We start from the raw sequence: 26336 nt of genomic DNA, 5'->3' as shown, positions 1-26336 counted from the left end.
GAGCGTGGGAGAGCCGGGCGCGGCTCGGACCACGACCTGACCTTCGGGCCCGTGAGGGCCTTCAGAGAACGAGGACAGACATGGCACAGCGCAGCAAGGCCTATCGCGAGGCCGCCGCGAAGATCGACGCGGACGAGCTCTACAGCCCCCTCCAGGCGGCCACCCTGGCCAAGGAGACCTCCAGCAAGAACACCGACTCCACCGTCGAGGTGGCGATGCGCCTGGGCGTCGACCCGCGCCGCGCGGACCAGATGGTCCGCGGCACCGTGAACCTGCCGCACGGTACCGGCAAGACCGCCAAGGTGATCGTCTTCGCCACCGGTGACAAGGCCACCGAGGCCGAGGCCGCCGGCGCCGACGCCGTGGGCGCCGAGGACCTGATCGAGCGCATCCAGGGTGGGTGGCTCGACTTCGACGCCGCGATCGCCACCCCGGACCAGATGGCCAAGGTCGGCCGGATCGCCCGCATCCTCGGCCCGCGTGGCCTGATGCCGAACCCGAAGACCGGCACCGTGACGCCCGACGTCACGAAGGCGGTCAACGAGATCAAGGGCGGCAAGGTCAACTTCCGGGTGGACAAGCAGGCCAACCTGCACATGGTCATCGGGAAGGCCTCGTTCGACACCGAGAAGCTGGTGGAGAACTACGGCGCCGCGCTGGACGAGATCCTGCGTCTCAAGCCGTCGGCCGCCAAGGGCCGCTACGTCAAGAAGATCACCGTGTCGACGACCACCGGACCCGGCATCCCGGTGGACCCGAACCGCACGCGCAACCTTCTGGTCGACGAGCAGGCCTGAGTCCCGGCGCTCGAACACCACGAAGCCCCCGCCACCTCCTCGGAGGTGACGGGGGCTTCGTCGTGCGCGGCGGGCCCGCTCAGGCCCAGTCGGCCAGGACGGAGTCGACGTCCTCGGGGGCGGTCCCGCGTCCGGCGACCTCGGTGCCGGTGCGGGAGAACCGCGGCGCCGGGGCGGCCTGCGGCACACCGTCGGAGGTGACGATCGTCGACCGTGCGGCCAGGTGCGGGTGGTCGGCGACCTCACCGAAGGCCAGCACCGGGGTGACGCAGGCGTCGGTGCCGTCGAACTGTTCGGCCCACTCGTCCCGGCTGCGGGTGGCGAACACGTCGGCGAAGCGCTTCGACGTCTCGTCCCAGCGGGTGGTGTCGAACTGCTCGGGCAGGTCGGCCGGGTCGATCCCGAGACCCTGCAGCAGCTGGGCGTAGAACTGCGGCTCGATCGCGCCGACGGCGACGTGCCGGCCGTCGGAGCAGGTGTAGGTGTCATAGAACGGCGCGTGCCCGTCGAGCAGGTTGGTGCCGCGCTCGTCGTTCCAGCGCTGGTGCCCGAGCAGGCCCCAGACCATCTGCACGAGGATCGACGACCCGTCGACCATGGCCGCGTCGACGACCTGGCCCTGTCCGGAGCGCTCCGCCTCCCACAGCGCGGAGACGACGCCGATCACCAGCAGCATCGAGCCGCCGCCGAAGTCGCCGACCAGGTTCAGCGGCGGCACCGGACGCTCACCGGCGCGGCCGATGGCGTGCAGCGCACCGGTCAGCGAGATGTAGTTGATGTCGTGCCCGGCCCGCTTGGCCATCGGCCCGTCCTGCCCCCAGCCGGTCATCCGGCCGTAGACGAGCTTCGGGTTCCGGGCGTGGCAGTCCTCCGGCCCGACGCCGAGGCGCTCGGTGACGCCGGGGCGGTAGCCCTCGAGCAGCACGTCGGCGTGCTCGACCAGGCGCAGCACGGTCTCCTTGCCGGCCGGGTCCTTCAGGTCCGCGGTGACCGAGCGGCGGCCGCGCAGCGTCGGGTCCGGGACGTCGTCGGACCCCAGCTTGAGACCGCCGGACGGGCGGTCGACGCGCACGACGTCGGCGCCCAGGTCCCCGAGGATCATCGCGGCGTGCGGCCCGGGGCCGATCCCGGCCAGCTCCAGCACGCGCAGACCGGCGAGCGGCCCGTTCCCTCTGCTCACGTGACAACAACTCCTTCGTCTCGTCTCGTTCGTGGCGACACTACGACGACGTGGGACGGGGGCGGTCGCGCGAGGGCGAGGGGTTCGGTCACACCGACCGGCCCGTCGCCTCCGGGCTCGGAGGGGCCTCAGGTGGCCCACTCCCAGAAGCCCTGCGCGAGCTCGTCCACCGAGCGTCCGGCGTCGTCGCGCTCCTGGATCGTGAAGTGGTAGCGGCCGCTCTGCCAGTTGTCCTTGTCCGCGACCTCGCGCAGGCAGTCACCCGCCCAGTCGTGCCACTCGGCGGGGTTCGCCGGCGCCGGCTCGGGCGTCTCGCACTCCACGTCCGCGATCGGGTGCAGGTTGCCCCGCAGCGGGTGCCACATGTGAACGTCCAACCACAGGTTCATACGTCCTCCGATGACGGCGGGAACGGGTCCCGCACGAGAATCGGAAGTTGATCACCTTCGGTTCGGTGGACGTACCGATGTCACCCGAAAGGATGATCAGGCACGGAGGAGGTCCTCGCGGCCGTCGCGCTCCAGGCTCTTCTTGTACGGGCCGAAGAGCTGCTTGGCCAGCGGCAGCACCTTGAGCAGCTTCGCGACCGGACCCTTGGCCCGGACGTCGCCCTTGGCCAGCGCGACCGGCAGCACGACCTTGCCGAGCCAGAACCGGTTGCCGGTGTCGGCGGTCATGAACAGCTCGACGTTCGGGTCCGGCCCGACGCCCGCGCCGGTGTGCAGCTCGGCGTTCGGCATGTCCACGGTGATCACCGCGTCCGGGTCGGTGTAGACGACCCGCAGCACCACACCGGACGGCTTGAGCTTGGCGACCAGGGCCTCGTCCTCCATGCCCATCCGGAAGACCCCGCCGAGGTAGGTGTAGACCTCGGCCTCGTCGGTGAACAGTGCCATGGGTTCGTGCCTCCGAAGTGCGCCTGCGCCTGCGCTCGTCCCGCGCCCGGGCGACGACCCACGCCGGCCGCCTCCCGGGGGGAGTCTGCCGCGCGGGGCGTCGCCGGAGCAGTCCACGATCGGGCCACCCCTGGCCCGCCCGGGCCGATCACCGGGTCACCCGTCGCCGGGTCACCCGTCGCCGGATCACTCGGGGTCGAGCAGCCCGCACCGGCCGGCCAGGGCGGCGGCCTCGATCCGGTTCGCCGCGCCCAGCTTGTGCAGCAGCGAGGCGATCATGCGCTTCGCGGTGCGCTCGCTGACCAGCAGCGGGCGGGCGATCTCGGAGGTCTCCAGTCCCTTCGCCAGCAGCGTCCACAGCTCGACGTCGCGGTCGGAGAGCTTGTCCAGCAGGCCGTCACCGGTGCGGTCCGCGTCGGCGAGCAGCGCGTCGAGCAGCTCCGCGCGCAGCACCCGGACCCCGGCCGAGATGGCCAGCAGCGGCGCGACCAGCACCTCCGGGTCGGCGGACTTGCCCAGGTAGCCGTGCGCCCCGGCGCGCAGCGCGGCGGCGGCCAGCTCCAGGTCCTCGGTGCCGGACAGGGCCAGCACCCGGGTCGCCGGGTAGGCGGCGCGGATCCGGCGGATCGTCTCCACCCCGCCCAGCGGGGGCAGCGCCAGGTCGACGATCGCGATGTCCGCACGGTGGCGCCCGACGAGCGCGACTGCCTCCTCGCCCGCGGTGACCGACCCGGCCACCCGGAACGTGTCCCCGGCGCGGGACTCCAGCAGCAGGGCGAGGCCCTGCGAGAACAGGGCGTGGTCGTCGACGATGACTACGACGTGCTGACCGTCCGACACGGACGCGAGCCTAGTGTGGCGCAGCATCACCGACGTCAGCAGCGGGGAGTGCCGATGATCGAGGGTGGGGCCGACGGGGCCGACGGGGACGGGGTGCGCCCCGACGAGTGGCCCCAGCGCACCTCGGAGGAGCGCACCGCCGTCGTCCTGCGGCTGGGTGTCGTCGTCGCGGCGATCGCGCTGCTCGTCGCCGACCCCGGGCTGGCCGGGGACCGGCTGGGCGTCGCCGTCGCGCTGGTGGCGGGCGGCCTGGTCTACGCCCTGGTGCTGGGCGCGGCCGGACTCGCACGGCGGCACCTGCCGGTCCCGCCGGCCGTACTGACCGGTGTGGACGGTCTGCTGGCGCTCTGCGCGTGCGCGCTGACCGGCGGGGTGGGCAGCCTGATGATCGGCGCGCTGCCGCTGGTGGTGATCGCCGCGTCGCTGCGCACCGGACCGGTCGTCGGGCGGCTCGCGGCGGCCGCGCTCGGGATCGGGTTCACCGCGGCCGCGCTGCTCGGCTCCGACCCGGCCGTGACGATCCAGCGGCGCCTGCTCACGGGTCTGTGGTGGACCGGGTTCCTGGTCGCGACCGCGGTCCTGGTCGGGGTGCTGGTGCGGCTGCTGGAACGCCAGCTCCGGGCGACCGCGGAGTCCCGCGCCCGGGCCGAGACCGAGCACGAGCGCTACCTGTCCGAGCGGGCCCTGCGCGACCGTCTGGTCTCCGAGGGCCAGGCCCGCCTGGACGGCGCGCGGGTGGTGCTGCACGAGTTCCGCACCCCGGTCGCCTCGCTGACCGCGCTGACGTCGGACCTGGCGGCGGACCGGTTGTCCGAGGACTCCCGGCGCACCGCGACCCGCCTGCTCGCCGACCACGCCGTGCACCTGCAGGACATGCTCGACGGGCTGGCCGACCTCGCCGTCTCCGCGGGCAGCCCGCTCGGCCGGGTCCGGCCGCGCCGGGTCGTGCTCGCCGAGCTGGCCGACGGGGTGCTCGACGCGGCGGGCGTCGAGGGGCACCGGCGCCGCGCCGTCGTCGACCCGCCGGAGGCGTCGGTCCGCTGCGACCCGCAGCGCCTGCGCCGGCTGCTGACGAACCTGGCCGAGAACGCGGCCCGGCACAGCGGCGACGAGCCGGTCGAGCTGGAGCTGCGTCACGCCGGCGGCGTCCTGGTCGCGGACATCCGCGACCGGGGGCCGGGGCTGCCGCAGGGGCAGGAGGGTGTCGTCACCGCGAAGGGCGTCGCGCTGGGGGAGCGGCGCGGCACCGCGGGACTGGGCCTGTGGATCGCCGAGGCGCTGGCCACCGCGATGGACGGGGAGCTGAGCCTGCAGCCCCGCGACGGCGGCGGCCTGACCGCCCACCTGGAGCTGCCCCTCCCCGCCGCCTGAGCTGGCACCCGGGGGCCAGGAGCGGCTCGGGTGACCCGTTCGGGTCGCGGGTGGCGTGGGTCATGATCGGTCCCATGCGGACGACTGCGGCGGTGCTCTGGGAACCGGGTGGCAAGTGGGAGGTCGAGGAGGTCGAGCTCGACGCCCCGAACGCCGGTGAGGTTCTCGTCGAACTGACAGCATCGGGTCTGTGCCACTCCGACGAGCACATGGTCACCGGTGACCTGCCCGTCGCGTACCCGATGGTCGGTGGGCACGAGGGCGCCGGCAGGGTCATCGAGATCGGGCCCGGGGTGACCGAGGTGGCCGTCGGCGACCCGGTCGTGATGACGTTCCTGCCCAGCTGCGGGCGCTGCCCGTACTGCGCCCGCGGGCTGCCCAACCTGTGCAACGACGGCGCAGGCGCCACCCTGGGCCCGCAGCTCGACGGGACCTACCGCTTCCACGCCCGCGGTGAGGACGTCGGCCAGATGTGCCTGCTCGGCACGTTCGCCCGGCACACCGTCGTCCCGGTGAAGTCCGTCGTGAAGATCGACGAGGGCTTCCCGCTGGACCTCGCCGCGCTCGTCGGCTGCGGCGTGACGACCGGTTTCGGCTCGGCCGTGCGGTCGGCCGGCCTGCGCGCCGGCGACTCGGCCGTCGTGATCGGTGTCGGCGGGATCGGCGCGAACGCGGTGCAGGGCGCCCGGGTCGCCGGGTGCCGCTACGTCGTCGCCGTCGACCCGGTGGAGTTCAAGCGCGAGCAGGCGCTGACCCTCGGTGCGACGCACGTGGCCGCGAGCATCGACGAGGCGTGGGAGCTCGTCAGCGAGCTGACCCGCGGGCAGCTCGCCGACGCCGCGATCCTGTGCACCGGCGTCGCCGAGGGCGCGGACCTGCAGCCTGCGCTGCAGCTCGTCGGCAAGGGCGGACGGGTCGTGGTCACCGCGCTCGGGCACGCCGAGGAGGACACGGCGTCGCTGTCGCTGCTGGAGCTCACGCTCTACGAGAAGCAGATCCGCGGCGCCCTGTTCGGCAGCTCCGCCGCCCAGCACGACGTCCCGCGCCTGCTGGAGATGCACAACCTGGGCCAGCTCAAGCTCCGCGAGCTGATCACCAAGGAGTACACCCTCGACCAGGTGAACGAGGGTTACGAGGACGTGCGGGCGGGCCGCAACATCCGGGGCCTGATCCGGTACCAGTAGGAACGACGCACCGCACCACCACCGACGGCAAGGGAGCCAGCGACGTGACGGCGACGAAGCGGACGATCGAGCACGGCAAGCGCGACGGGTTCGCCAGCCTCTCCGGAGGCGGGCTGAAGCAGGACTCGTTCCCGCTGCGCTTGTTCGCCAAGGGCAACGCGAAGCACTGGAACCCGGCCGACATCGACTTCACCCAGGACGCCGCCGACTTCGCCGCGATGACCGACGACGAGCGGTGGCAGTGCTGCGCGCTGGCCGCGCAGTTCCTGGCCGGCGAGGAGTCGGTGACCCAGGACCTGCAGCCGTTCGTCGCCGCGATGGCCGCCGAGGGCCGCTTCGCCGACGAGATGTACCTGACCCAGTTCGTGTTCGAGGAGGCCAAGCACACCCAGGCCTTCCGGCTCTGGTTCGACGCCGTCGGCATGACGAGCGATCTCCACGAGTACATCGAGCACAACGAGCACTACATGGAGATCTTCACCGAGGCGCTGCCGGAGAGCCTCTACGCGCTCGGTGACGACCCGTCGCCGCGCAACCAGATCCGGGCGTCGGTGACCTACAACCACATCGTCGAGGGCACGCTCGCGCTCACCGGCTACTTCGCCTGGCACAAGATCTGCGCCGAGCGCGGCATCCTGCCCGGGCTGCAGCAGGTCATCAAGCACATCGGTGACGACGAGCGCCGCCACATGGCGTGGGGGACGTTCACCTGCCGCCGCCACGTCGCCGCGGACGACGGCCTCTACGACGTCGTCGACGAGCGGATGCAGGAGCTGATGGTGCCCGCGATGGGCGTCGTCACGGGAACGGTGGACCGTTTCCCGGAGGGGCGGGTGCCCTTCGACATCGACATCAACGAGCTGGCCGAGTACGCGATGGACAAGCTCGGACGGCGTCTCGGCGCGATCGAGTCCGCCCGCGGCGCGGACCTGTTCGTGATCGACGTGGACGCCGAGCCCGAGGCGCTCGAGGAGCAGTTCCACGCCGAGGACCAGCGCGAGCTCGTCGCCGCGGCAGCCGGCTGAGGCCGGGAACGCGAGGAGGGGGACGGCGATGGTGCGGGCGGACCGGTACGACCGGCGGCGCGAGATCGAGGCGATGGACCCGGCGACGGAGTTCCTCGAGATCTACCGGATGACCGCGGGGCTGGAGTTCCCGTGGGACGTCACGCAGGCGCTGAGCCTGGCGCTGTTCCGCACCTACGCCGTGCCCTCGATCGGTGCGCTCCTGGGCGAGACCGGGGAGTTCACGGCCGCGACCCAGAAGCGCTACGACGACACCACGCTGATCCTGGAGTCGGTGGTCGAGCACGGTTTCGAGGGCGAAGGTCTGGCCGCGATCCGGCGGATGAACCGGATGCACCGCAGCTACGACATCTCGAACGACGACATGCGCTACGTGCTGGCCACGTTCGTGGTCGTCCCGATCCGCTGGATCGAGCGCTGGGGCTGGCGCCCGCTCACCGAGAACGAGCGGGTGGCGGCCGCGAACTACTACCGCGAGCTCGGCCGGCACATGGGGATCCGCGACATCCCGGTGACGTGGCGGGAGTTCGCCGACCTGCAGGACGCCTACGAGGCGCGGCACTTCGGGTTCGACACCGGTGGGCGCGCCGTCGCCGACGCGACCCTGGAGCTGGCGACGACGTTCACCCCGAACGACCGGGCCCCGCGCGCGGTGACGCGGACGTTCGTCCGGTCGCTGATGGACACGCCCCTGCTGGCGGCGCTGGGTTACCGGGTCCCGCCGCGCGCGGTCCGCGCCGCCGCGTCGGCGGTGATGCACGCCCGCGCCGCGGTCGTGCGGCGGATGCCGGTGCGCACCGAACCGGTCCTGGTCCGGGACTCGCCGAACATCCGCAGCTACCCCGGCGGCTACGACGTCCGCGAGCTGGGCACGTTCCCGGTCTGCCCGGTGCATCGGGCAGACCGGGATGCGAGCTAACCGACCAGGTCGGCGATCGTGCGCAGGTGCTCCGGGCTGCCGCTGACGACCATCGTCGTGATCAGCGAGTCCCGGAAGTCCGGCAGCTCCTCGGCGATCTTCGCCTTCGGCCCGACGAGCGCGACCTGCTCCACCATGGACAGCGGGACGGCGGCGATCGCCTCGTCCTTGCGCCCGGCCAGGTAGAGCTCCTGGATCTTCTGGCACTCGGTCTCGTAGCCCATCCGCGCGAAGACCTCGTAGTGGAAGTTCGCGCCCTTGGCGCCCATGCCGCCGATGTAGAGCGCGAGCATCGGGCGGACCCGGTTCGCCGCGGCCTCCACGTCGTCGTCCACCACGACCTGCACCATGCACACCACGTCGAAGTCCTCCGGACGGCCGCCGCGGGCGGTGAACCCGGTCTCGAGCGACTCGCGGTAGTGCGCGTCGTGGCGCGGCGCGTAGAACAGCGGCTGCCAGCCGTCGGCGATCTCCGCGGCGAGCGCGACGTTCTTCGGGCCCTCCGCGGCGAGCAGGATCGGCAGGTCGGTGCGGTAGGGGTGCAGCGTCGAGCGCAGCGGCTTGCCCAGGCCCGACGACGGCAGCCCCGCCCCGCCGGTGTACGGGATCGGGTAGTAGGGCCCGTCGGAGTGCGCCTTCTCCCGCGCGATCGTGTCCCGCAGGATGCCCACGTACTCCCGGGTCCGGGCCAGCGGCTTCGGGTAGGGCTGGCCGTACCAGCCCTCCACCACCTGCGGGCCGGACGCGCCGATGCCCAGCGCGACCCGTCCACCGGTGAGGTGGTCGAGGGTCATCGCAGCCATCGCGGTGGCCGTCGGCGTGCGCGCCGACATCTGCACCACCGACGTGCCCAGCCGCATCCGCGTCGTCCGCGAGCCGTACCAGGCGAGCGGCGTGAACGCGTCCGAGCCGTAGGCCTCGGCCGTCCACATCGAGTCGAAGCCGAGGTCCTCGGCCGCGGCGACCTGCTCGTCGGTGCCCGGGGGCGGGCCGGCGCCCCAGTACCCCAGGGCCAGCCCGAGCTTCACGACGTCGCCTCCGGGACGGTCACCGGCAGGCGCTTGATGCCGTTGATGAAGTTGCCGGCCAGCCACTCCGGCTCGCCGACGGCCAGGTCCGGCACGCGGGTGAGCAGCTCACCGAACAGCGAGCTGAGCTGCATCCGGGCGAGGTGGCTGCCCAGGCAGAAGTGCGGGCCGCCGCCGCCGAAGCCGATCTGCGGGTTCGACTCGCGGGAGATGTCGAAGACCTCCGGCGCGTCGAACACCTCGTCGTCCCGGTTGCCCGAGTGGTAGAACATCACGACCTTCTCGCCCTCGGCGATCTTCTGGCCGCGGATCTCGCCGTCCTTGCGGGCGGTGCGGCGGAACGTGAGCACCGGGCTCGCCCAGCGGACGAACTCGTCCACGGCGCCGCCGATCCGGCCGTCGAAGTCCTCGATCAGCCGCTGCTTCTGCTCCGGGTTGCGGTCCAGCGCGAGGATCGCATGGCTCGCGGTCTGGCGGGTGGTGTCGTTGCCGGCCACGCAGAGCAGCACGAAGAACGCCGCGATCTCCTCGTCGGTGAGCGCCACCCCCTCGACCTCGGCCTGCACCAGCGCCGTCATCAGGTCGTCGGCCGGCTCCTCGCGCCGCGCGGCCGACAGCTCGAACGACGCGGTGTGCAGCGTCATCAGCGCGTTGAGCAGCACGCTCATCGCGTCGCCGTCGCCGACGTAGTCCGGGTCGTTCCAGCCGACCATGGCGTTGGCGGCGTCGGCGACCTCCTGGCGCTTCTCCTGCGGGATGCCGATCATCTGCGAGATCGTCCACATCGGCAGGCGCGCGGAGACGGCGGTGACGAAGTCCGTCTCCCCGGGCGTCGAGACCAGGTCGTCGACGATGCTCCGGGCCTGCTCCCGGATCTGCTCCTCGATCTGACGGACCCGCTTCGGTGTGAACACCGAGCTGATCACCCGGCGCGACTTGTTGTGCCGGGGTGCGTCCATCGCGAGGATCGAGTGCGCGGCCTCGAGCACGTCCTCGGGGACGTCCTCGAGCATCACGCCGCCGTACTCCTGCCCGGAGCCGAACGTCTCGGCGTCGCGGCTCACGGCCACGATGTCGGCGTGCTTGACGACCGCCCAGAAACCCGGGTCGTCCGGGTTCGGCAGCAGGTCGGTCTCGGCCGGGCGGTGCCAGGACAGCGGGCGGTCCCGGCGCAGCTCGGCGAAGGACTTCTCGCGCTCGTCCGGCGGCAGTGCCCAGAAGGCGAAGCTGGAGATGTCGATCGGATCGTGCGTGCGTTCCTCGGCGGCGGTCACGTCCGGGCCTCCTTGTCGGATCTCTACGGTGAAATCTCGTGGTGGGGAGCTCAGATCTCGGGCGGCGGCACCATGCCGGAGTTCACGGCCCCGCTGATGCCGCCGTCGACGACGATGTTGTGCCCGTTGATCCAACCGGAGTCCGGGCCGGCGAGGAACAGGACGGGTCCCGCGATGTCGGCCGGGGTCGCGTGCCGGCCGATGAACGTCGAGAGCGCGTCCAGGGTCTCCTTGCCCATCGACTCCTCGAAGTCGGTGAGGATCGGGGTGTCCACCGGGCCGGGGGAGACGGCGTTCATCCGCACCCCGGACTCCCAGAACACGGGGGCCATCAGCATCGTGTAGACGGTGAGGGCCTCCTTGGCGAAGTTGTAGGTGTTGCCCTCCTGGGGGTTCTCCGCGAACCAGGCCAGGCCCTCGTCGAACGTGTCGGTGGCCAGCAGCTCGCGGATCGTGTCCAGGCGCTTCGGCCAGCCGAAGCCGGCGATCGAGGCGACGTTGACGATCGCCCCGCCCTCGGCGATCTGCTCCACGACCGACTCGGTCAGCTGCCGCAGACCGAGCAGGTTGACCTTCAGCACGACCTCCGACGGTGCGGTGCCGGGCACGCCGGCCACGTTGCACAGCACGTCGTAGGTGCCGTCGAGCGCGGCCACGGCCTGCTCGATCGACGCCGGGTCGGACAGGTCGCAGTGGACGTGCCGGGCGACGGTGACGCTCGGGTCCTTGAGGTCGAGCGAAGTGACCTCGTCACCGGCGTCGACGAACCGGCGGGTGACCTCGTCGCCGATGCCCGACGCCGCACCCGTGACGAGGATGCGGCGACTCACGCGACCACCAGGTCCTCGCGACCGTCGGCCTTGAGCCGCTCGACGTAGACCGGGAACAGCCGCTTCGACAGCGGGGCGAGCTGGAGCAGCTTGGTGACCGTGCCGTCGACCTTCACCTTGCCCTTGGCCATGGCGAACGTCAGGTTGACCTTGCCCTGCCAGTAGGCGTTGGCGGTCTCGGTGGACATCGTCATCGTCGCCGCGGCGTCGGGGGCGCCGGGGTCGGAGCCCTTCCAGACCTTGCCGCCGGCCAGGTCGATGATCAGTGCGCTGTCCGGCTCGGTGCACTGCTGGCGCAGCACCAGACCGGTCGCCCTGAGCTTCGGCTCCAGCTCCGGATCCGCCAGTGCGGTCTCGAAGATCCCCCCGATGTAGCGGTACAGCTCGTCCTCGTCGGAGAACCCGGCCACGTCACCCTCCACGTCGATCGATGCGTGCTTGCCAGCGGAACGTAACATAAATTACGTTACTGCCAACAGATCGAGGGACGGAGTCGTCGATGACCGCAACCGTGACCGGCACGGAGGGTGCACCGGGCACCGGGGCCGTGGACCCGTCGGCCGAGGTCGCCCGCCTGCGCGCGACGTTCGCCGGCGGCCGTACCCGGGACCGGTCGTGGCGGGTGGTCCAGCTGCGCGGGCTGGAGCGGATGCTCGTCGAGCGCGAGTCCGAGTTCGCCGAGGCGCTGGCCTCGGACCTCGGACGCCCGGCCGTCGACGCCTGGCTGGCCGACCTCGCGCCGACCACCGCGGAGTCGGTGTACGCCCGCAAGCACCTCGCGCGCTGGATGAAGCCGCGCCGCGTGGGCCTGCCGCTGTCGGTCCAGCCCGGACGTGCGCGCTACGAGTACGAGCCGCTCGGCGTCGTGCTGGTGATCGGGCCGTGGAACTACCCGGCCTACCTGACGCTCTCGCCCCTGGTCGCGGCGTTCGCCGCGGGCAACTGCGCCGTCGTCAAGCCGTCGGAGTACGCGCCGGCGATCGCCGAGCTGCTCGTCCAGCTGTTGCCGCAGTACCTCGACCCGGACGCGGTCTCGGTCGTCACCGGTGGCCCGGAGGAGACGCAGGCGCTCCTGGCCCAGGGCCTGGACCACGTGTTCTTCACCGGCAGCCCGGAGGTCGGGGCGAAGGTGATGGCCGCGGCCGCGCCGCACCTGACCCCGGTCACCCTCGAGCTCGGCGGCAAGAGCCCGGTGATCGTCGCGGCGGACGCCGACGTCGAGGTGGCCGCGCGCCGGATCGCCTGGACGAAGCTGATGAACTCCGGCCAGACCTGCGTCGCGCCGGACTACCTGCTGGTCGACGCCGCGGTGCGGGACCGGCTCGTGGCCGCCGTCGCGGAGGCGACACGGAAGTTCCGCGGTGGTGCCACCGGCGGCCTGCGCGTCGTCGACTCCCGGCAGGCGACCCGGCTGGCCGGGCTGCTGACCGACTGCGGCGGCACGGTCGCGGCCGGCGGGACGTTCGACCCGGAGGCGCGCACCGGCGAGCCGACGATCGTGGTCGACCCCGACCCGGGCTCGCGGCTGATGCGCGAGGAGATCTTCGGGCCGATCCTGCCCGTGGTCACGGTGGAGAACCTCGAGGCCGCGATCGCGCACGTCAACTCCGGGCCGAAGCCGCTGGCCGCGTACGTGTTCAGCCGGTCGAAGGAGACCGTGGCCCGGGTGACCCGCGAGGTCCCGGCCGGGGCGACGGTCGTCAACCACCTGATGTTCCACGTGCTGGTGCCGCAGCTGCCCTTCGGCGGTGTCGGACGCAGCGGGATGGGCGCCTACCACGGGTGGTTCGGGTTCGAGACGTTCTCGCACCGGCGCTCGGTGCTGACCAAGCCGACCCGCCCGGACCCCGGCTTCATCTACCCGCCCTACACCGCCGCGACCGAGAAGCTGCTGCGCCGCTTCTTCTGACCGGCCCGCCCCCACCCCTGGAGAGGAACCACCCATGTACCCGGGTGCCCACGCCGTCACCACGCCGGACAAGGCGGCGGTGATCATGGCCGAGACCGGCGAGACGCTCACCTACGCCGAGCTCGAAGCCGACTCGGTGCGCCTGGCCGCGGTGCTGCGCGAGGCCGGTCTGCGCCGCGGCGACAGCGTCGCCCTGCTCTCGGACAACGACATCCGCTGCTTCGTCGTCTACTGGGCCGCGCTGCGCTCGGGTCTCTACGTCACCGCGGTGAACCACCACCTCTCCGCGGACGAGGCCGCCTACATCGTCGACGACTGCGGCGCCCGCGCCGTCGTGGTCTCGGCGTCGAAGGCCGACCTCGCCGTCGCCGTCGCGGACGTCACGCCGACGGTGACGCTGCGGCTCGCGTTCGGTGGCGAGGTGACCGGGCACCTCGACCTGGCGACCGAGCTGGGACGGCACCCCGCGCAGGCGCCGGAGGACCAGCCGCGCGGCGGCGACATGCTCTACTCCTCGGGGACCACCGGACGTCCGAAGGGGATCCGCCCGCCGCTGCCCGAACGTCAGGTGCACGAGCCGGGCGACCCCTACGTCGCGGTGTTCGGGGCGATGTACGGGTTCGGCGCCGACACCGTCTACCTGTCCCCGGCCCCGCTCTACCACGCCGCGCCGCTGCGCTTCGGCGGTGTCGTGCAGGCACTGGGCGGCACGGTCGTGGTGATGGGGAGGTTCGACGCCGAGGGCGCGCTGGCGACCATCGAGCGGTTCCGGGTCACGCACAGCCAGTGGGTGCCGACGATGCTCGTCCGGATGCTCAAGCTCCCCGACGACGTCCGCGCCCGCTACGACGTGTCGTCGCTGCGGGTGGCCGTGCACGCCGCCGCGCCGTGCCCCGTCGAGGTCAAGCAGGCGATGATCGACTGGTGGGGCCCGGTCCTGTACGAGTACTACTCCTCGACCGAGGGCAACGGCATCACGTTCATCGACTCCGAGCAGTGGCTGGCCCGTCCCGGGTCGGTCGGGCGCGGCGGGGTCCTGGGCGACGTCCGGATCTGCGACGACGACGGCAAGGTGCAGCCGCCCGGCGAGGTCGGGACCGTCTACTTCGAGCGCGACGAGCTGCCGTTCGTCTACCACAACGACCCGGAGAAGACGGCGCAGGCGCAGCACCCGGAGCACCCGGCCTGGACCACGACCGGCGACCTGGGCTACGTCGACGACGACGGCTTCCTGTTCCTGACCGACCGCAAGTCCTTCATGATCATCTCGGGCGGGGTGAACATCTACCCGCAGGAGATCGAGAACGTCCTGACCCTGCACCCGTCCGTGCACGACGTCGCCGTGATCGGTGTGCCGGACCCGGAGATGGGGGAGTCGGTGAAGGCCGTCGTGCAGGTCGCGCCCGGTGTGGACCCCGGACCGGGCCTGGCGGACACGCTGATCGCCTACGTCCGCGAGCGGATCGCCGGCTACAAGACCCCACGCTCGGTGGACTTCGTCGACGAGCTTCCGCGCACTCCGACCGGCAAACTGGTGAAGCGGGAGCTGCGCGACCGGTACCGTCCGGGCGTCTGAACGACTACCCGCGCCGCGGGACGGGGAAGTGGTGGCAGTGCCGAGGAGATCCGGGCGCCAGATCGCCGCCGAGCAGTACTTCGGCGCGGCGATGACGATCCTCGCGCGCGACGGCGCGGCCGGGCTCAAGATCGGCCCGCTGTGCCGCGCCCTCGGCGTGACCAGCGGGTCCTTCTACCACCACTTCGGCAGCTGGGCGGGCTTCGTGCGCGCCCTGCTGCAGTACTGGGAGGCCGAGCAGACCTCGCGGGTGGTCGAGATGGCGCGCGCCACGACCGACCCGGTGGAGCGGATGGTCGTGCTCAAGCGGCTGACCGTCGAGCTGCCGCACGACTCGGAGGCGGCGATCCGGGCCTGGTCCTCGATGGACCCCGAGGTCGGGCGGTCCCAGCGCCGCGTCGACGCCCAGCGGCGGATGGCGGTCGAGCAGGTCATCGCCGGCGTGGTCGGCGACCAGGAGGTCGCCGGCCGGCTCGCGGTCCTCGGACTGTCCATTCTCGCCGGGTTCCAGCAGACGTGTTCCCCGCGTGACCCGGCGTTGCTCCGGGAGCTGTTCGACGACTACCAGGCCATGATCATGCAGCACGCCGGAGTGGGCCTGCCCGGACCGGCGTGACGCCGCCGTTCGGGTGGTGTCCATGCCGCGCAACGCTCTCGTTATCGATCTTGGTCTGAGCAGAGTGTGACCGTCCGCACGGTGCAACCGGTTCGGCGGGACGGCCCAATGTCGTGCGGGTGGCGCCTACTCCTCGTCGTCACTCTCCGACGCAGAGTCGCCATAACATAAATTACGGTGTGGTATCGAACGCGCCCTTTCGCCTACCTGGAAGTAACCGACGGGCGCCCGCCTCGTTGATCGATCAGCACCGGTCGGGGCCACGCCGGGCCCACCGGCTCGCGTGCGCCCCCGCCCAGGCGGTGCGTTGACTTCGGAGCAGGCGCAAGGAGGCGGCGGGTGACCGGTGTCGAGGTGAAGGTCGAGGGGCTGTCGAAGTCCTTCGGTCGGGCCAACATCTGGTCCGATGTGACACTGACGCTCCCCCCGGGTGAGGTGTCGGTGCTGCTCGGCCCGTCGGGTACGGGCAAGTCGGTGTTCCTGAAGACGCTGATCGGGCTGCTCAAGCCCGAGCAGGGCTCGATCGTCATCCACGACACGGACCTGGTGAAGTGCTCGGAGTCGCGGCTCTACGACCTGCGCAAGCTGTTCGGGGTGCTGTTCCAGGACGGCGCGCTGTTCGGGTCGATGAACCTCTACGACAACATCGCCTTCCCGCTTCGCGAGCACACGAAGAAGTCCGAGACCCAGATCCGCGACATCGTCGCGGAGAAGATGGACATGGTCGGTCTGGCCGGCGACGAGGGCAAGCTTCCCGGTGAGATCTCCGGCGGTATGCGCAAGCGCGCCGGGCTGGCCCGCGCGCTGGTGCTGGACCCGGAGATCATCCTGTTCGACGAGCCGGACTCGGGTCTGGACCCGGTGCGCACCGCGTACCTGAACCAGCTGATCATCGACCTGAACGCGCAGACCGACTCGACGTTCCTGATCGTCACCCACGACATCAACACCGCGCAGACCGTCCCGGACAACATCGGGATGCTCTACCGCAAGCACCTGGCGATGTTCGGTCCCCGCGAGGTCCTGCTGACCTCGGACGACCCGGTCGTCGCCCAGTTCCTCAACGGCCGCCGCCAGGGCCCGATCGGCATGTCCGAGGAGAAGGACACCGCGCAGGCCGAGCGGGAGATGGCCGAGGCCGGCGAGCTCGACGGCCTGCCGGAGATGAAGGACCAGCTCGAGACCTCGCCCGGGATGCCGGACCGGGCCGCGGTGCACCGCCGCCGGGAGCGCGTCGAGGGCATGATGCACGAGCTGCCCCAGGCCGCCCAGGACGCGATCCGCCGCTCCTACGCCAACTCCGACGGTGGCGACGCGGGCGGTTCGCCGTGGGCGGAGAACCGCGAGCGCGAGCAGGTCACGGTCGTGGCCGGCAGCGCGCCCGCACCGGAGGCGTCCGAGCAGACCGACGTCGTGCCGGCCACCGACGGGTCCGCCCCGACCGAGGCCGTCCCGGCCTCCGGACAGGCGGAGCCCGCTGCCGCCGACGACGAGCGCCCCACCGACGTGCACCCGCGGATCACCGAGGAGGTCGCGCCCGACCGCGGACAGGAGTCCGGAGGCGGGAAGGCCGAGGGCGGCGCGGCCGAGGGCGGCGCGGCCGAGGGCAGGCACTCGTTCCGGCTCTTCGGCGGCCGCAAGGGCCAGGACTCGTGAGCGCCCCCAGCCCGATCACCCGGGCCCTGACGCCGGTCGGGAAGCTGTTCAGCCTCGGCGCCGACATCCTCAAGCAGGCGTTCCGGCCGCCGTTCCAGCTGCGCGAGTACATCGAGCAGACCTGGTTCGTCACGAAGGTCTCGGCCCTGCCGACCGCGCTGTTCACGATCCCCTTCGGCGCGACGATCGCCCTGCTGCTCGGTGAGCTGACCCGCCAGTTCGGCGCCCAGTCCCAGACCGGCGCCGGCTCGGTGCTCGCGATCGTGCAGCAGGCCGCGCCGATCGTCACCGCGCTGCTGATCTCCGGCGCCGGCGGCAGCGCCGTCTGCGCCGACCTCGGCGCACGGACCATCCGCGAGGAGATCGCGGCGATGGAGGTGCTCGGCATCTCGCCGATCCAGCGCCTCGTCGTACCGCGGGTGCTGGCCATGGCCACCACGGCCGTCGTGCTCAACGGGCTGGCCACGGTCGTCGGCGTCGGCGGCGGCTACTTCTTCAACGTCATCATCCAGGGCGGGACGCCCGGCGCCTACATCGCCAGCTTCTCCGCCATCGCGCAGGTCTCGGACATCGTCGTCAGCGAGCTGAAGGCGTTCCTGTTCGGCCTCACCGCCGGCATCGTCGCCTCCTATCGCGGGCTGAACCCACCGCCCGGCGCCAAGGGGGTGGGCGACGCGGTCAACCAGTCCGTCGTCATCTCCTTCGTCCTCGTGTTCATGCTCAACCTGGTGCTGACGGCTCTGTACCTCGAGCTCGTGCCGCCGAAGGGGCTGTAGACCAGTGGCCATCTCGTCCTCGCCCCTGGGTGCGCGCCTCCGGCGCGGCCTGCAGGCACCGCTCGACCAGCTCGAGGAGCTGGGCGACCAGCTCTCGCTCTACATCCGGTCGATCCTGTGGATCCCGCGCACGGTCAGCCGCTACGGCAAGGAGGTGGCCCGGCTGCTCGCCGAGGTCTCCTTCGGGTCCGGCGCGCTGATCGTCATCCTCGGCACCGCGGGCGTCATGGCCTCGCTGTCGCTGTTCGTCGGGTCGCTGGTCGGCCTGCAGGGCTTCCGCGCGCTGGACTCGCTCGGCGTCGAGGCCTTCACCGGCTTCATCACCGCCTACTTCAACACCCGCGACATCGCCCCGCTGGTCGCCGCGTCGGCGCTGACCGCGACGCTCGGCGCCGGGTTCACCGCCCAGCTCGGCGCGATGCGGATCTCCGAGGAGATCGACGCGCTGGAGGTCATGGCGGTGCCCAGCGTCCCGTACCTGGTCACCACGCGGGTGATCGCCGGGATCATCGCGGTCATCCCGATCTACACGATCGGCCTGCTCGCCAGCTTCGCCGCGTCCCGGCTGAACGTGACCCTGATCAACGGGCTGCCCGGTGGTACCTACGACCACTACTTCGACCTGTTCCTACCGGTCAGTGACGTCCTCTACTCGTACCTGAAGGTCATCATCTTCTCCGCGGTGATCATCCTGATCCACTGCCACTACGGGTACCGGGCCAAGGGCGGACCGGCCGGCGTCGGCATCGCCGTCGGCCGCGCGGTGCGGCTGTCCATCGTCAGCACCGCGATCCTGGACTTCTTCCTCACCCTGGTCATGTTCGGCACCGACACCTCCGTGCGGGTCGCGGGATGAGGTCGTCGCGCAAGGTCCTCCAGGGACTGGTGTTCGTGGTGGTCATCGTCGGGCTGCTCGGCCTGTCGGTGGCGAAGTACAACGGTGTGTTCGAGGCCGGCGTCCCGGTGACGCTGCAGGTCGACCGCACCGGTACGCAGCTGCAGGAGCGCGGCGACGTCAAGGTCCGCGGCCTGATCGTCGGGAAGATCGAGTCGGTCTCCACGACCGGTCCGAGCTCCACGATCGAGATGACGATGAACCCGGACATGATCGACCAGATCCCGTCCAACGTCACCGCCCGGCTGCTGCCGAAGACGCTGTTCGGCGAGAAGTTCGTGTCCCTGGTCCCGCCGCCCGCGCCGTCGGGCCAGTCGCTCGCGGCCGGCGAGGTGATCGGGGAGGACCGCAGCCAGTCCGCCCGCGAGGTCGAGCAGGTCCTCGACAACCTGCTGCCGCTGCTGCAGGCCGTCCGGCCGGACCAGCTCGCGTCGACGCTGGGCTCGCTGTCCTCGGCCCTGCAGGGTCGCGGCGACCAGCTCGGGACGACGCTGGAGCAGCTCAACACGCTGACCAAGGGGCTCAACCCCGCGGTGCCGGATCTGCAGGAGGACCTCCGGCAGCTGGCCGACTTCTCGCAGAACCTCTCCGACGCCGCGCCGGACCTGCTGGACTCGACCGACAACCTGACGACGACGCTGCGCACGATCGTCGAGCAGCGCGACGGCCTGCGGAACACCTACCGCTCGGTCACCGCCGCATCCGACGACCTGCGCGCGTTCCTCGACGCCAACGGCGAGAACATCATCGGCCTGGCGAGCTCGAGCCGTCCGACGCTGGAGACGCTGGCCCGCTACTCGCCGGAGTTCCCCTGCCTGACCGGCCAGCTCGTGGACCTGATCCCGAAGATCAACGAGGCGGTCCACCCGAACGACGAGCCGGGCATCCACATCACGCTCGAGATCGTCGCGAACAAGGGCAAGTACCTGCCGAACCAGGACGAGCCGCGCTACGAGGACGACCGCGGCCCGCGCTGCTACGACATCCCGACCCCGGACGGCACGCAGTACCCGCCGGACGGCCCGTTCCGGGACGGCTCGGTTCCGGGCCCCGCCCCGGTCGGGCAGCCGATGGGCAACCCGGACGACTTCGGCGACAGCTTCGGCACCTACGACGGGACGAACAGCTTCGGCCTGATCCAGGACCAGAGCGCGATCAACGGTGCCGGACCGTTCCCGGTCCTTCCCGTGACGCCGCTGTCGTCCACACCGCTGGGTGGTGTCCTGCCGGGGATCACCCCGAGCTCCTACACGGGCTCGGACATGGGTGTCGGCAACTCTCCCGGTGAGCAGCAGGTGGTCTCCGAGCTGCTCGCGGTGCAGCGCGGCGGCTCGCCGACCGCCGTCCCCGCCTGGAGCACGATGATGGTCGCGCCGATGATGCGCGGCGCGGAGGTGAAGGTCTCGTGAGTCGCCTCCCGATCGGAGCCCTGGTCAAGTTCCTCGTCTTCGCCGTGATCACCGCGCTGCTGACGACGGTGCTCGGCCTGACGATCGCCAACTCCCGCGGCGGCACGACCACCGACTACAGCGCGCGGTTCGTCGACGCGACCGGTCTGCTGCCCGGTGACGACGTGCGGATCGCCGGTGTCGTCGTCGGCTCGGTGTCCGACATCGAGATCGTCGACCAGCGCGTCGCGCTGGTGAACTTCAACGTCGACTCCGGCCAGCAGCTGCCGGCCTCGGTGAACGCCACGATCAAGTACCGGAACCTGATCGGCCAGCGCTACGTGTCGCTGGACCAGGGCACCGGGCCGACCGGCGAGGTCATGCCCGCCGGCGCGTCGATCCCGCTGGAGCGCACGCGCCCGGCCCTGAACCTGACCGTGCTGTTCAACGGGTTCCAGCCGCTGTTCCAGGGCCTGGACCCGGAGCAGATCAACAAGCTGTCGATGGAGATCGTGCAGGTCCTGCAGGGCGAGGGCGGGACGGTGCAGAGCCTGCTGGCCAGCACCGCGTCGCTGACCAACAGCATCGCCGACCGCGACGCGGTGATCGGCCAGGTCATCACGAACCTGAACCTGGTGCTGCAGACGGTGAACCAGAACGACCAGGGCCTCAACGAGCTGATCAGCTCACTGCAGGCGCTGGTGTCCGGGCTGGCCCAGGACCGTGAGCCGATCGGCAACGCGCTGCAGTCGATCGGGACGCTGACCCAGGTCACCGGCGACTTCCTGGAGCAGGCACGCCCGCCGCTGCGCGACGACATCCGCAACCTGGGCGACCTGGCCACGCAGCTCGACCAGGGGCAGCCCGCCGTCGAGCGGTTCCTGCAGTTCTCGCCCTACAAGCTGAACAAGATCGGGCGGGTCGGCAGCTACGGCAGCTGGTTCCAGTTCTACCTCTGCCAGGTGGGCGGCCAGATCGGCGTGAACGAGGTGCCCGGCCTGCCCGGGTTCTCGATCCCGAAGATCCCGTTCGAGCTCCCGAAGGACGACGCCGCCCGCTGTGGCGCCGACCCGGACCAGGACGGCCTGAGCGCCGCGAACGGTGACCTTCCGGCCGGGCCGGGGACGACCCCGGACAACCGCGCCGCCGGGCCGGCGATGCCCGCCGAGCCGACCACGTCCTCGCTCGACGGCCTGGTGAGCGCCCCGCTCCCCACCTCCGAGCCCCGCGAGACCGACTCCAGCCAGAACCCGGTCGCGCCGCTGCTGCCCCAGACGGGAGGCAACTGATGGCCCAGCCCGGAGAGAAGCGCCCGGTGCTCGTCGCCACGATCGGGATCGTCGCGATCCTGGCGATCACACTGGCCGCGTTCAACTTCAAGGCCCTGTTCGGGGGCGGCTCGACCTACTCCGCCGAGTTCCCGGAGGCCGCCGGCCTGCAGGCCGACGACCAGGTGACGGTGGCCGGCGTCGAGGCCGGTCGCGTGCAGAGCGTGGAGCTCGACGGCGACCACGTCCTCGTCACCTTCACCGTGACCGACGCGTGGGTGGGGAACCGGACCACGGCCTCGATCGAGATCCGCACCCTGCTCGGCTCGAAGTTCCTCGCGCTCGACCCGCGCGGCGACGGCGAGCAGGACCCGGACCAGGTCATCACCCGGGACCGGACCAAGTCGCCGTTCGACGTCGTCGACGCCTTCAACGGGCTGTCCGGCACGATCGACCAGCTCGACACCCAGCAGCTCGCGGCGAGCCTGACCACGCTGTCGGACACGTTCCGCAACACCCCGCCCGAGGTGCGCGGCTCGCTCGACGGTCTCTCCCGGCTGTCGCAGACGATCTCGAGCCGGGACGCGCAGCTCAAGTCGCTGCTGGCCGGCACCCGGCAGCTGTCCACGACGCTGGCCGACCGGCGCGGCGACGTGGTCCGGCTGATCAACGACGGCAACCTGCTGCTCGGCGAGCTGCAGCGCCGCAAGGAGGCGATCAGCGCCCTGCTCGACGGCGTGACGAAGCTGTCGGTCCAGCTCCGCGGACTCGTCGCGGACAACCAGGCGCAGCTGCGCCCCACGCTGGAGACCCTGGACAAGGTGCTCGAGGTGCTCGAGCGCAACCGGGACAACCTGGGTGAGGTGCTCGACAAGGAAGCGGTGTTCGTCCGCGTGTTCGGCAACGCCCTCGGCAACGGCCGCTGGTTCGACAACTACACCTGCGGGCTGCTCCCGCCGCCCATCGGCCCGATCGGCGGTGACTGCTGATGGCCACCACCTGGGCCCACGACCGGCGCCAGATCCAGTTCGTCGCACTCGTCGGGATCGTCGCCGTCGTGGTCGCGGCCGGGATCTGGCTGGTGACCTCCGGGTCCGGCCGGCCGATCACGGCGTACTTCACCAACACCTCGGCGCTCTACCCGGACAACGACGTGCGGATGCTCGGCGTGCCGATCGGGAAGATCGACACGATCACCCCCGAGGGCAACCAGGTCCGCGTCGACATGACCATCAGCGACGACGACGTGGTGCTCCCGGCCGACGTCAAGGCCGCGATCGTCTCGCCGAGCCTGGTCACCGGGCGCTACGTGCAGCTCACCCCGGCCTACACCGGGGGACCGCAGTGGCAGGGCGAGCCGGTCCCGGTCGAGCGCACCGCGGTGCCGCTCGGCGTCGACGACCTGACCCGCACCGCGACCGAGCTGTCCCGGGCCCTGGGCCCGCAGGGTGCCAACTCGACCGGGGCGGTGTCCGACGCGCTCAACGTCGGCGCGCAGAACCTCGACGGCAACGGCCGCGCCCTGAACGACACCATCCGCAACCTCGGCGGTCTCGGTGCGACGCTGAACGGGTCGTCGAAGGACCTGTTCGGCACGATCACCGAGCTGCAGAAGTTCGTGGCCACCATCAAGGAGAACGACCCCGGGGTGCGCGAGCTCAACGGCAAGCTCGCCGACGTCACGAGCTTCCTCGCCTCGCAGCGCGGCGAGCTCGGGACGTCGCTGCGCGAGCTGTCCTTCGCCCTCGGCGAGGTGGCCGGCTTCGTGCAGGACAACCGGGCCACGCTCAAGTCGAACGTGGACAAGCTGGCCGGAGTCAGCCAGGAGATCGTGGACCACCAGAAGGCACTGGCCGAGATCACCGATGTCGCCCCGGCGGCGCTGGGCAACCTGGCCAACATCTACAACGGCTCCTCGGAGACGCTGGACACCCGGGTGAACTTCAACGAGCTGTCCCAGCCGTTGCCGAACCTGGTGTGCCAGTTTGCTCAGTCGCAGCAGCCCAAGGGCCCCGACGGAATGCCCTTGCCGATTGTGGGGGACCTTGGTACCGCCTGCACGAACATTCTGTCGGGGTTGAGCATCCTTCCCAACCCGATCGCGCCGCCCGGAACCGAGGGTGGGCTGCCGGCCGCGCCAGGGCTGCCGCTGAACCCGCTGCCCGGTACGCCGCTGTCGTCCACCGGTGACCCGGCGGCCCCGCTGCTGGCCCCGCTGGGCGCGAACCCGCAGACGCCCGCCCCGGCGGCCGGCCCGTCCGCGACCCCCGCGCCGACGACCTCGGCGCCCGCATCACCGACCCGTGAGCCGTCCGGTGGCGGTCTCTTCGGCGGACTCCTCGGAGGCGGATCATGAGCCGGCGGATCACCCGGCTGGTGGCCCTGCTGACGGTCGTCGGGCTCACCGCGACCGGCTGCGGCGCCCTCTCCGGCGGGCTCAAGGGCGTGCAGCTGCCCGGTGGCGCGAACCTGGGCGACGACCCGTACCCGGTGCAGATCGAGTTCGGCGACGTCGTCGACCTGGTGCCGCAGTCGCTGGTCCGGGTCGGGGACGTCCCGGTCGGCTCGGTGGAGACGATCGCGGTCGAGCCGAACAGCTGGAACGCCGTGGTGACCGTCCTGGTCAACCGCGGGGTCACGCTGCCGGCGAACGCCGACGCGAAGGTGCGGACCACGTCGCTGCTGGGGGAGAAGTTCGTCGAGCTCTCCAGCCCGGCGCAGCCCGCCCCCGGCACGCTGGCCGAGTCCGGGAGGATCGGGCTGCAGAACGCCGGTCGCGCGGCGGAGGTCGAGGAGGTCCTCGGCGCGCTGTCGATGTTGCTCAACGGTGGCGGCGTGGCCCAGATCAAGACGATCTCGACCGAGCTCAACAAGGCACTGTCCGGGCGCGAGCCCCAGGTGCGCGAGCTGCTGGACAACGTGAACCGGCTGGTCGGTGCGCTGGACTCGCGCAAGGAGGACATCAACCGGGCACTGGACGGGCTCAACCAGCTCTCCGCGACGCTGGTGGAGCGGCGGCCGTCGATCGAGAACGCCCTGCAGAACCTCAGCCCCGGCCTGCGCGAGCTGGAGTCGCAGCGCGCGCAGCTGGTGAACATGCTCCGGGCCCTCGACCGGCTCTCCGGCGTGGCCACCGACGTGATCAACCGCAGCCGCGAGGACGTCCTGGCGGACCTGGAGAACCTGCGTCCGATCCTGCGCAACCTGGCCGACTCCGGCCAGGACCTGCCGGACTCGCTGCAGCTGCTGCTCACGATCCCGTTCACCGACAACGCCACCGACGCGGTCGCCGGTGACTACACGAACCTGTACGTGACCGCGGACCTGGACCTGGGCGTCATCCTGAACAACATCCTGGCCAGCAACCAGACCCCGCTGGCGAACAACCCGCTGACCGCGCAGCTGCCGCCGAACGCGCGGCTGCTCGCGCCCCTGCTCGGGGCCGACGGTCAGCCGGCGCCCGTCCCCGGGGTCCCGGACACCGTCGCCCCGCCCGCGGCGGGGGCCCCGGCCCCGCCGGCCCCGGCCGCACCCGGTGCCACGGCGACCCCGGCTCCGGCCCCGACCCCCAGCCCGACCACGACCCCCGCACCCACCCGCGACAGCGGTGGCGGCGGTCTGTTCGGCGGACTCCTCGGAGGTGGCTCGTGATCTCGAGGACCGTACGGATCCAGCTGCTCGCCCTGGCTCTGGTCGCCATCATCGGCATCGGCTACACCGGGTTCCGGTACGCGGGACTCGACCGCGTCTTCGGCGCGACGACCTACCCGGTCACCGTGCAGCTGGCCGACTCCGGTGGCATCTTCACCGGCGCCGACGTCACCTACCGGGGTGTCAGCGTCGGCCGGGTCGGCCCGCTGACGCTGACCGACGCCGGGGTGGACGTCCAGCTCGACATCGACAACTCGGCGCCGTCGATCCCGTCGGACACCGCGGCCGAGATCCGCAACCTCTCGGCCATCGGCGAGCAGTACGTCGACCTGCAGCCCGGACCGGAGGGCGGCCCGACGCTGGCCGCCGGGTCGGTCGTGCCGGTGAACCGGACCACGACGCCGGTCGGCGTCGAGGACCTCGTGGTGAACCTGGACAACTTCGTGAAGACGGTGCCGCTGGACTCCCTGCGGACCGTCGTCGACGAGGCGGGCCAGGGGTTCGCGAACACCGCCCAGCCGTTGCAGCAGCTGCTCGACACCACCGGCCAGTTCACCCAGGCCGGGATCGACGCGCTGCCGCAGACCACGGCGCTGATCCGGGACGCGCGCCCGGTGCTGACCACGCAGAACGAGACCGCCCCGCAGTTCAAGGAGTTCGCCGCGAGCCTGAAGCTGGTGACCCAGCAGCTCAAGGACTCCGACCCGGACCTGCGCCGGATCATCCAGAACGCGCCCGAGGCGGGCGACCAGATCAGCGGGCTGCTGCGCGAGAGCGGGCCCGGGCTCGGCGAGTCGATCGCGAACCTGCGCGAGGTCTCCGAGGTGCTCGAGCCCCGTCAGGCGGCGCTCAAGCAGATCCTGGTCACCTACCCCGGCCTGGTCGCCATCGCACCGAAGGTGCTGCCCGGCGACGGCACGGCCCACCTGGGTCTGGCCCTCAACATCAACAACCCGCCGGTCTGTACCCGCGGCTACGAGGGCACCACACGACGTAGCGCCCAGGACGTCTCGGAGGTCCCGGTGAACTCGGGCGCCTTCTGCGGGGAGCCACCCGGCAGCGTGACCAGCGTCCGGGGAATGCAGAATGTTCCCCGGGCGGAGACCCCCATGCCGTCCGAGGACGCGGGCGACACCCCGGCACCACCCCCCGCGGCCGGACCGGACCCCGTCGCGGGCGGGCCGATCCTGTCGCCGGCCCTCGTCACCGACTTCGCCCAGATCCTGGGCGGTTCCTGACGGCTGTGCCCCCGCAGCC

At 71.5% G+C, this 26336-nt stretch carries 25 protein-coding genes; 17 read left to right on the top strand and 8 right to left on the bottom strand.

Annotated features, from left to right (window positions below):
- The first annotated feature begins 80 nt into the window (after positions 1–80).
- Complete coding sequence (gene rplA, locus EV383_RS26420) at positions 81–797, top strand: 50S ribosomal protein L1 (RefSeq protein WP_130292432.1); 717 nt, start codon at positions 81–83, stop codon at positions 795–797.
- Between the two features lie 79 nt (positions 798–876).
- Here the strand turns inward: rplA and EV383_RS26415 are convergent, their stop codons facing one another.
- The 4 genes from EV383_RS26415 to EV383_RS26400 form a co-directional block, all read right to left on the bottom strand.
- Positions 877–1977: a CaiB/BaiF CoA transferase family protein gene (locus tag EV383_RS26415; protein WP_130292431.1), complete on the bottom strand. Its 1101-nt coding sequence runs from the start codon at positions 1975–1977 to the stop codon at positions 877–879.
- Positions 1978–2105: 128 nt separating this feature from the next.
- Complete coding sequence (locus EV383_RS26410; RefSeq protein ID WP_130292430.1) at positions 2106–2354, bottom strand: hypothetical protein; 249 nt, start codon at positions 2352–2354, stop codon at positions 2106–2108.
- A gap of 108 nt (positions 2355–2462) precedes the next feature.
- On the bottom strand, positions 2463–2873 hold the full coding sequence (locus EV383_RS26405) for a sterol carrier protein (RefSeq protein WP_130292429.1): 411 nt from the start codon (positions 2871–2873) through the stop codon (positions 2463–2465).
- A gap of 186 nt (positions 2874–3059) precedes the next feature.
- A complete protein-coding gene (locus tag EV383_RS26400) occupies positions 3060–3713 on the bottom strand; it encodes a response regulator (protein ID WP_130292428.1) in 654 nt (217 codons plus the stop codon).
- A 54-nt stretch (positions 3714–3767) separates the two neighbouring features.
- On the opposite strand from EV383_RS26400, the gene EV383_RS26395 reads away from it, so the two are divergent.
- The 4 genes from EV383_RS26395 to EV383_RS26380 all read left to right on the top strand — a co-directional run bounded on the left by EV383_RS26395 (position 3768) and on the right by EV383_RS26380 (position 8212).
- Positions 3768–5084, top strand: coding sequence for a sensor histidine kinase (locus EV383_RS26395; RefSeq protein ID WP_130292427.1), 1317 nt, complete (start codon positions 3768–3770; stop codon positions 5082–5084).
- Positions 5085–5158: 74 nt separating this feature from the next.
- Positions 5159–6268, top strand: coding sequence for an NDMA-dependent alcohol dehydrogenase (locus EV383_RS26390; RefSeq protein WP_130292426.1), 1110 nt, complete (start codon positions 5159–5161; stop codon positions 6266–6268).
- Between the two features lie 44 nt (positions 6269–6312).
- Positions 6313–7293 carry a R2-like ligand-binding oxidase gene (locus EV383_RS26385; RefSeq protein ID WP_130292425.1) on the top strand — a complete coding sequence of 327 codons (981 nt, stop codon included), beginning with the start codon at positions 6313–6315 and terminating at the stop codon, positions 7291–7293.
- Positions 7294–7321: 28 nt separating this feature from the next.
- Complete coding sequence (locus tag EV383_RS26380) at positions 7322–8212, top strand: oxygenase MpaB family protein (RefSeq protein WP_130292424.1); 891 nt, start codon at positions 7322–7324, stop codon at positions 8210–8212.
- On the opposite strand, the gene EV383_RS26375 is transcribed toward EV383_RS26380, so the two are convergent.
- The 4 genes from EV383_RS26375 to EV383_RS26360 are packed head-to-tail and all read right to left on the bottom strand — an operon-like array spanning position 8209 to position 11754.
- Positions 8209–9240: an LLM class F420-dependent oxidoreductase gene (locus tag EV383_RS26375; protein ID WP_130292423.1), complete on the bottom strand. Its 1032-nt coding sequence runs from the start codon at positions 9238–9240 to the stop codon at positions 8209–8211. The two genes, EV383_RS26380 and EV383_RS26375, sit on opposite strands and share 4 nt — an antisense overlap.
- Positions 9237–10514 (bottom strand): cytochrome P450, encoded by a 1278-nt coding sequence (locus tag EV383_RS26370; RefSeq protein WP_130292422.1) that lies wholly within the window; start codon positions 10512–10514, stop codon positions 9237–9239. Before EV383_RS26370 ends, EV383_RS26375 begins: the two co-directional genes overlap by 4 nt.
- 50 nt (positions 10515–10564) lie before the next feature.
- Entirely contained in the window at positions 10565–11344 is a 780-nt protein-coding gene (locus EV383_RS26365) for a coniferyl-alcohol dehydrogenase (protein ID WP_130292421.1), read from the bottom strand.
- On the bottom strand, positions 11341–11754 hold the full coding sequence (locus EV383_RS26360) for an SCP2 sterol-binding domain-containing protein (RefSeq protein WP_130292420.1): 414 nt from the start codon (positions 11752–11754) through the stop codon (positions 11341–11343). The genes EV383_RS26365 and EV383_RS26360 overlap by 4 nt, the downstream gene beginning before the upstream one ends.
- Before the next feature lie 89 nt (positions 11755–11843).
- On the opposite strand from EV383_RS26360, the gene EV383_RS26355 reads away from it, so the two are divergent.
- The 12 genes from EV383_RS26355 to EV383_RS26300 all read left to right on the top strand — a co-directional run bounded on the left by EV383_RS26355 (position 11844) and on the right by EV383_RS26300 (position 26317).
- Complete coding sequence (locus EV383_RS26355; RefSeq protein ID WP_130292419.1) at positions 11844–13253, top strand: aldehyde dehydrogenase family protein; 1410 nt, start codon at positions 11844–11846, stop codon at positions 13251–13253.
- 34 nt (positions 13254–13287) lie between these two features.
- A complete protein-coding gene (locus EV383_RS26350; RefSeq protein ID WP_130292418.1) occupies positions 13288–14829 on the top strand; it encodes an acyl-CoA synthetase in 1542 nt (513 codons plus the stop codon).
- A 37-nt stretch (positions 14830–14866) separates the two neighbouring features.
- Positions 14867–15445: a TetR/AcrR family transcriptional regulator gene (locus EV383_RS26345; protein ID WP_130292417.1), complete on the top strand. Its 579-nt coding sequence runs from the start codon at positions 14867–14869 to the stop codon at positions 15443–15445.
- A 339-nt stretch (positions 15446–15784) separates the two neighbouring features.
- Positions 15785–17101, top strand: coding sequence for an ABC transporter ATP-binding protein (locus tag EV383_RS26340; protein WP_242623324.1), 1317 nt, complete (start codon positions 15785–15787; stop codon positions 17099–17101).
- Positions 17098–17877, top strand: a complete 780-nt coding sequence (locus tag EV383_RS26335) for an MlaE family ABC transporter permease (RefSeq protein ID WP_130292416.1) — start codon at positions 17098–17100, stop codon at positions 17875–17877. Before EV383_RS26340 ends, EV383_RS26335 begins: the two co-directional genes overlap by 4 nt.
- 25 nt (positions 17878–17902) lie before the next feature.
- Positions 17903–18733, top strand: a complete 831-nt coding sequence (locus EV383_RS26330; RefSeq protein ID WP_130295057.1) for an MlaE family ABC transporter permease — start codon at positions 17903–17905, stop codon at positions 18731–18733.
- Entirely contained in the window at positions 18730–20181 is a 1452-nt protein-coding gene (locus tag EV383_RS26325; RefSeq protein ID WP_130292415.1) for an MCE family protein, read from the top strand. Before EV383_RS26330 ends, EV383_RS26325 begins: the two co-directional genes overlap by 4 nt.
- Positions 20178–21449 carry an MCE family protein gene (locus tag EV383_RS26320; protein ID WP_130292414.1) on the top strand — a complete coding sequence of 424 codons (1272 nt, stop codon included), beginning with the start codon at positions 20178–20180 and terminating at the stop codon, positions 21447–21449. Before EV383_RS26325 ends, EV383_RS26320 begins: the two co-directional genes overlap by 4 nt.
- Positions 21449–22417: an MCE family protein gene (locus EV383_RS26315; protein ID WP_130292413.1), complete on the top strand. Its 969-nt coding sequence runs from the start codon at positions 21449–21451 to the stop codon at positions 22415–22417. The genes EV383_RS26320 and EV383_RS26315 overlap by 1 nt, the downstream gene beginning before the upstream one ends.
- Positions 22417–23784 carry an MCE family protein gene (locus EV383_RS26310; RefSeq protein ID WP_130292412.1) on the top strand — a complete coding sequence of 456 codons (1368 nt, stop codon included), beginning with the start codon at positions 22417–22419 and terminating at the stop codon, positions 23782–23784. The genes EV383_RS26315 and EV383_RS26310 overlap by 1 nt, the downstream gene beginning before the upstream one ends.
- Positions 23781–25079: an MCE family protein gene (locus tag EV383_RS26305; RefSeq protein WP_130292411.1), complete on the top strand. Its 1299-nt coding sequence runs from the start codon at positions 23781–23783 to the stop codon at positions 25077–25079. Before EV383_RS26310 ends, EV383_RS26305 begins: the two co-directional genes overlap by 4 nt.
- Positions 25076–26317, top strand: coding sequence for an MCE family protein (locus tag EV383_RS26300; RefSeq protein WP_130292410.1), 1242 nt, complete (start codon positions 25076–25078; stop codon positions 26315–26317). Before EV383_RS26305 ends, EV383_RS26300 begins: the two co-directional genes overlap by 4 nt.
- Positions 26318–26336 lie beyond the last annotated feature (19 nt).

The organism is Pseudonocardia sediminis, from assembly GCF_004217185.1.
Taxonomy (GTDB): domain Bacteria; phylum Actinomycetota; class Actinomycetes; order Mycobacteriales; family Pseudonocardiaceae; genus Pseudonocardia; species Pseudonocardia sediminis.
Note: the sequence above shows the minus strand (reverse complement) of the source record. Positions and strands in the feature narration are given on the sequence as shown.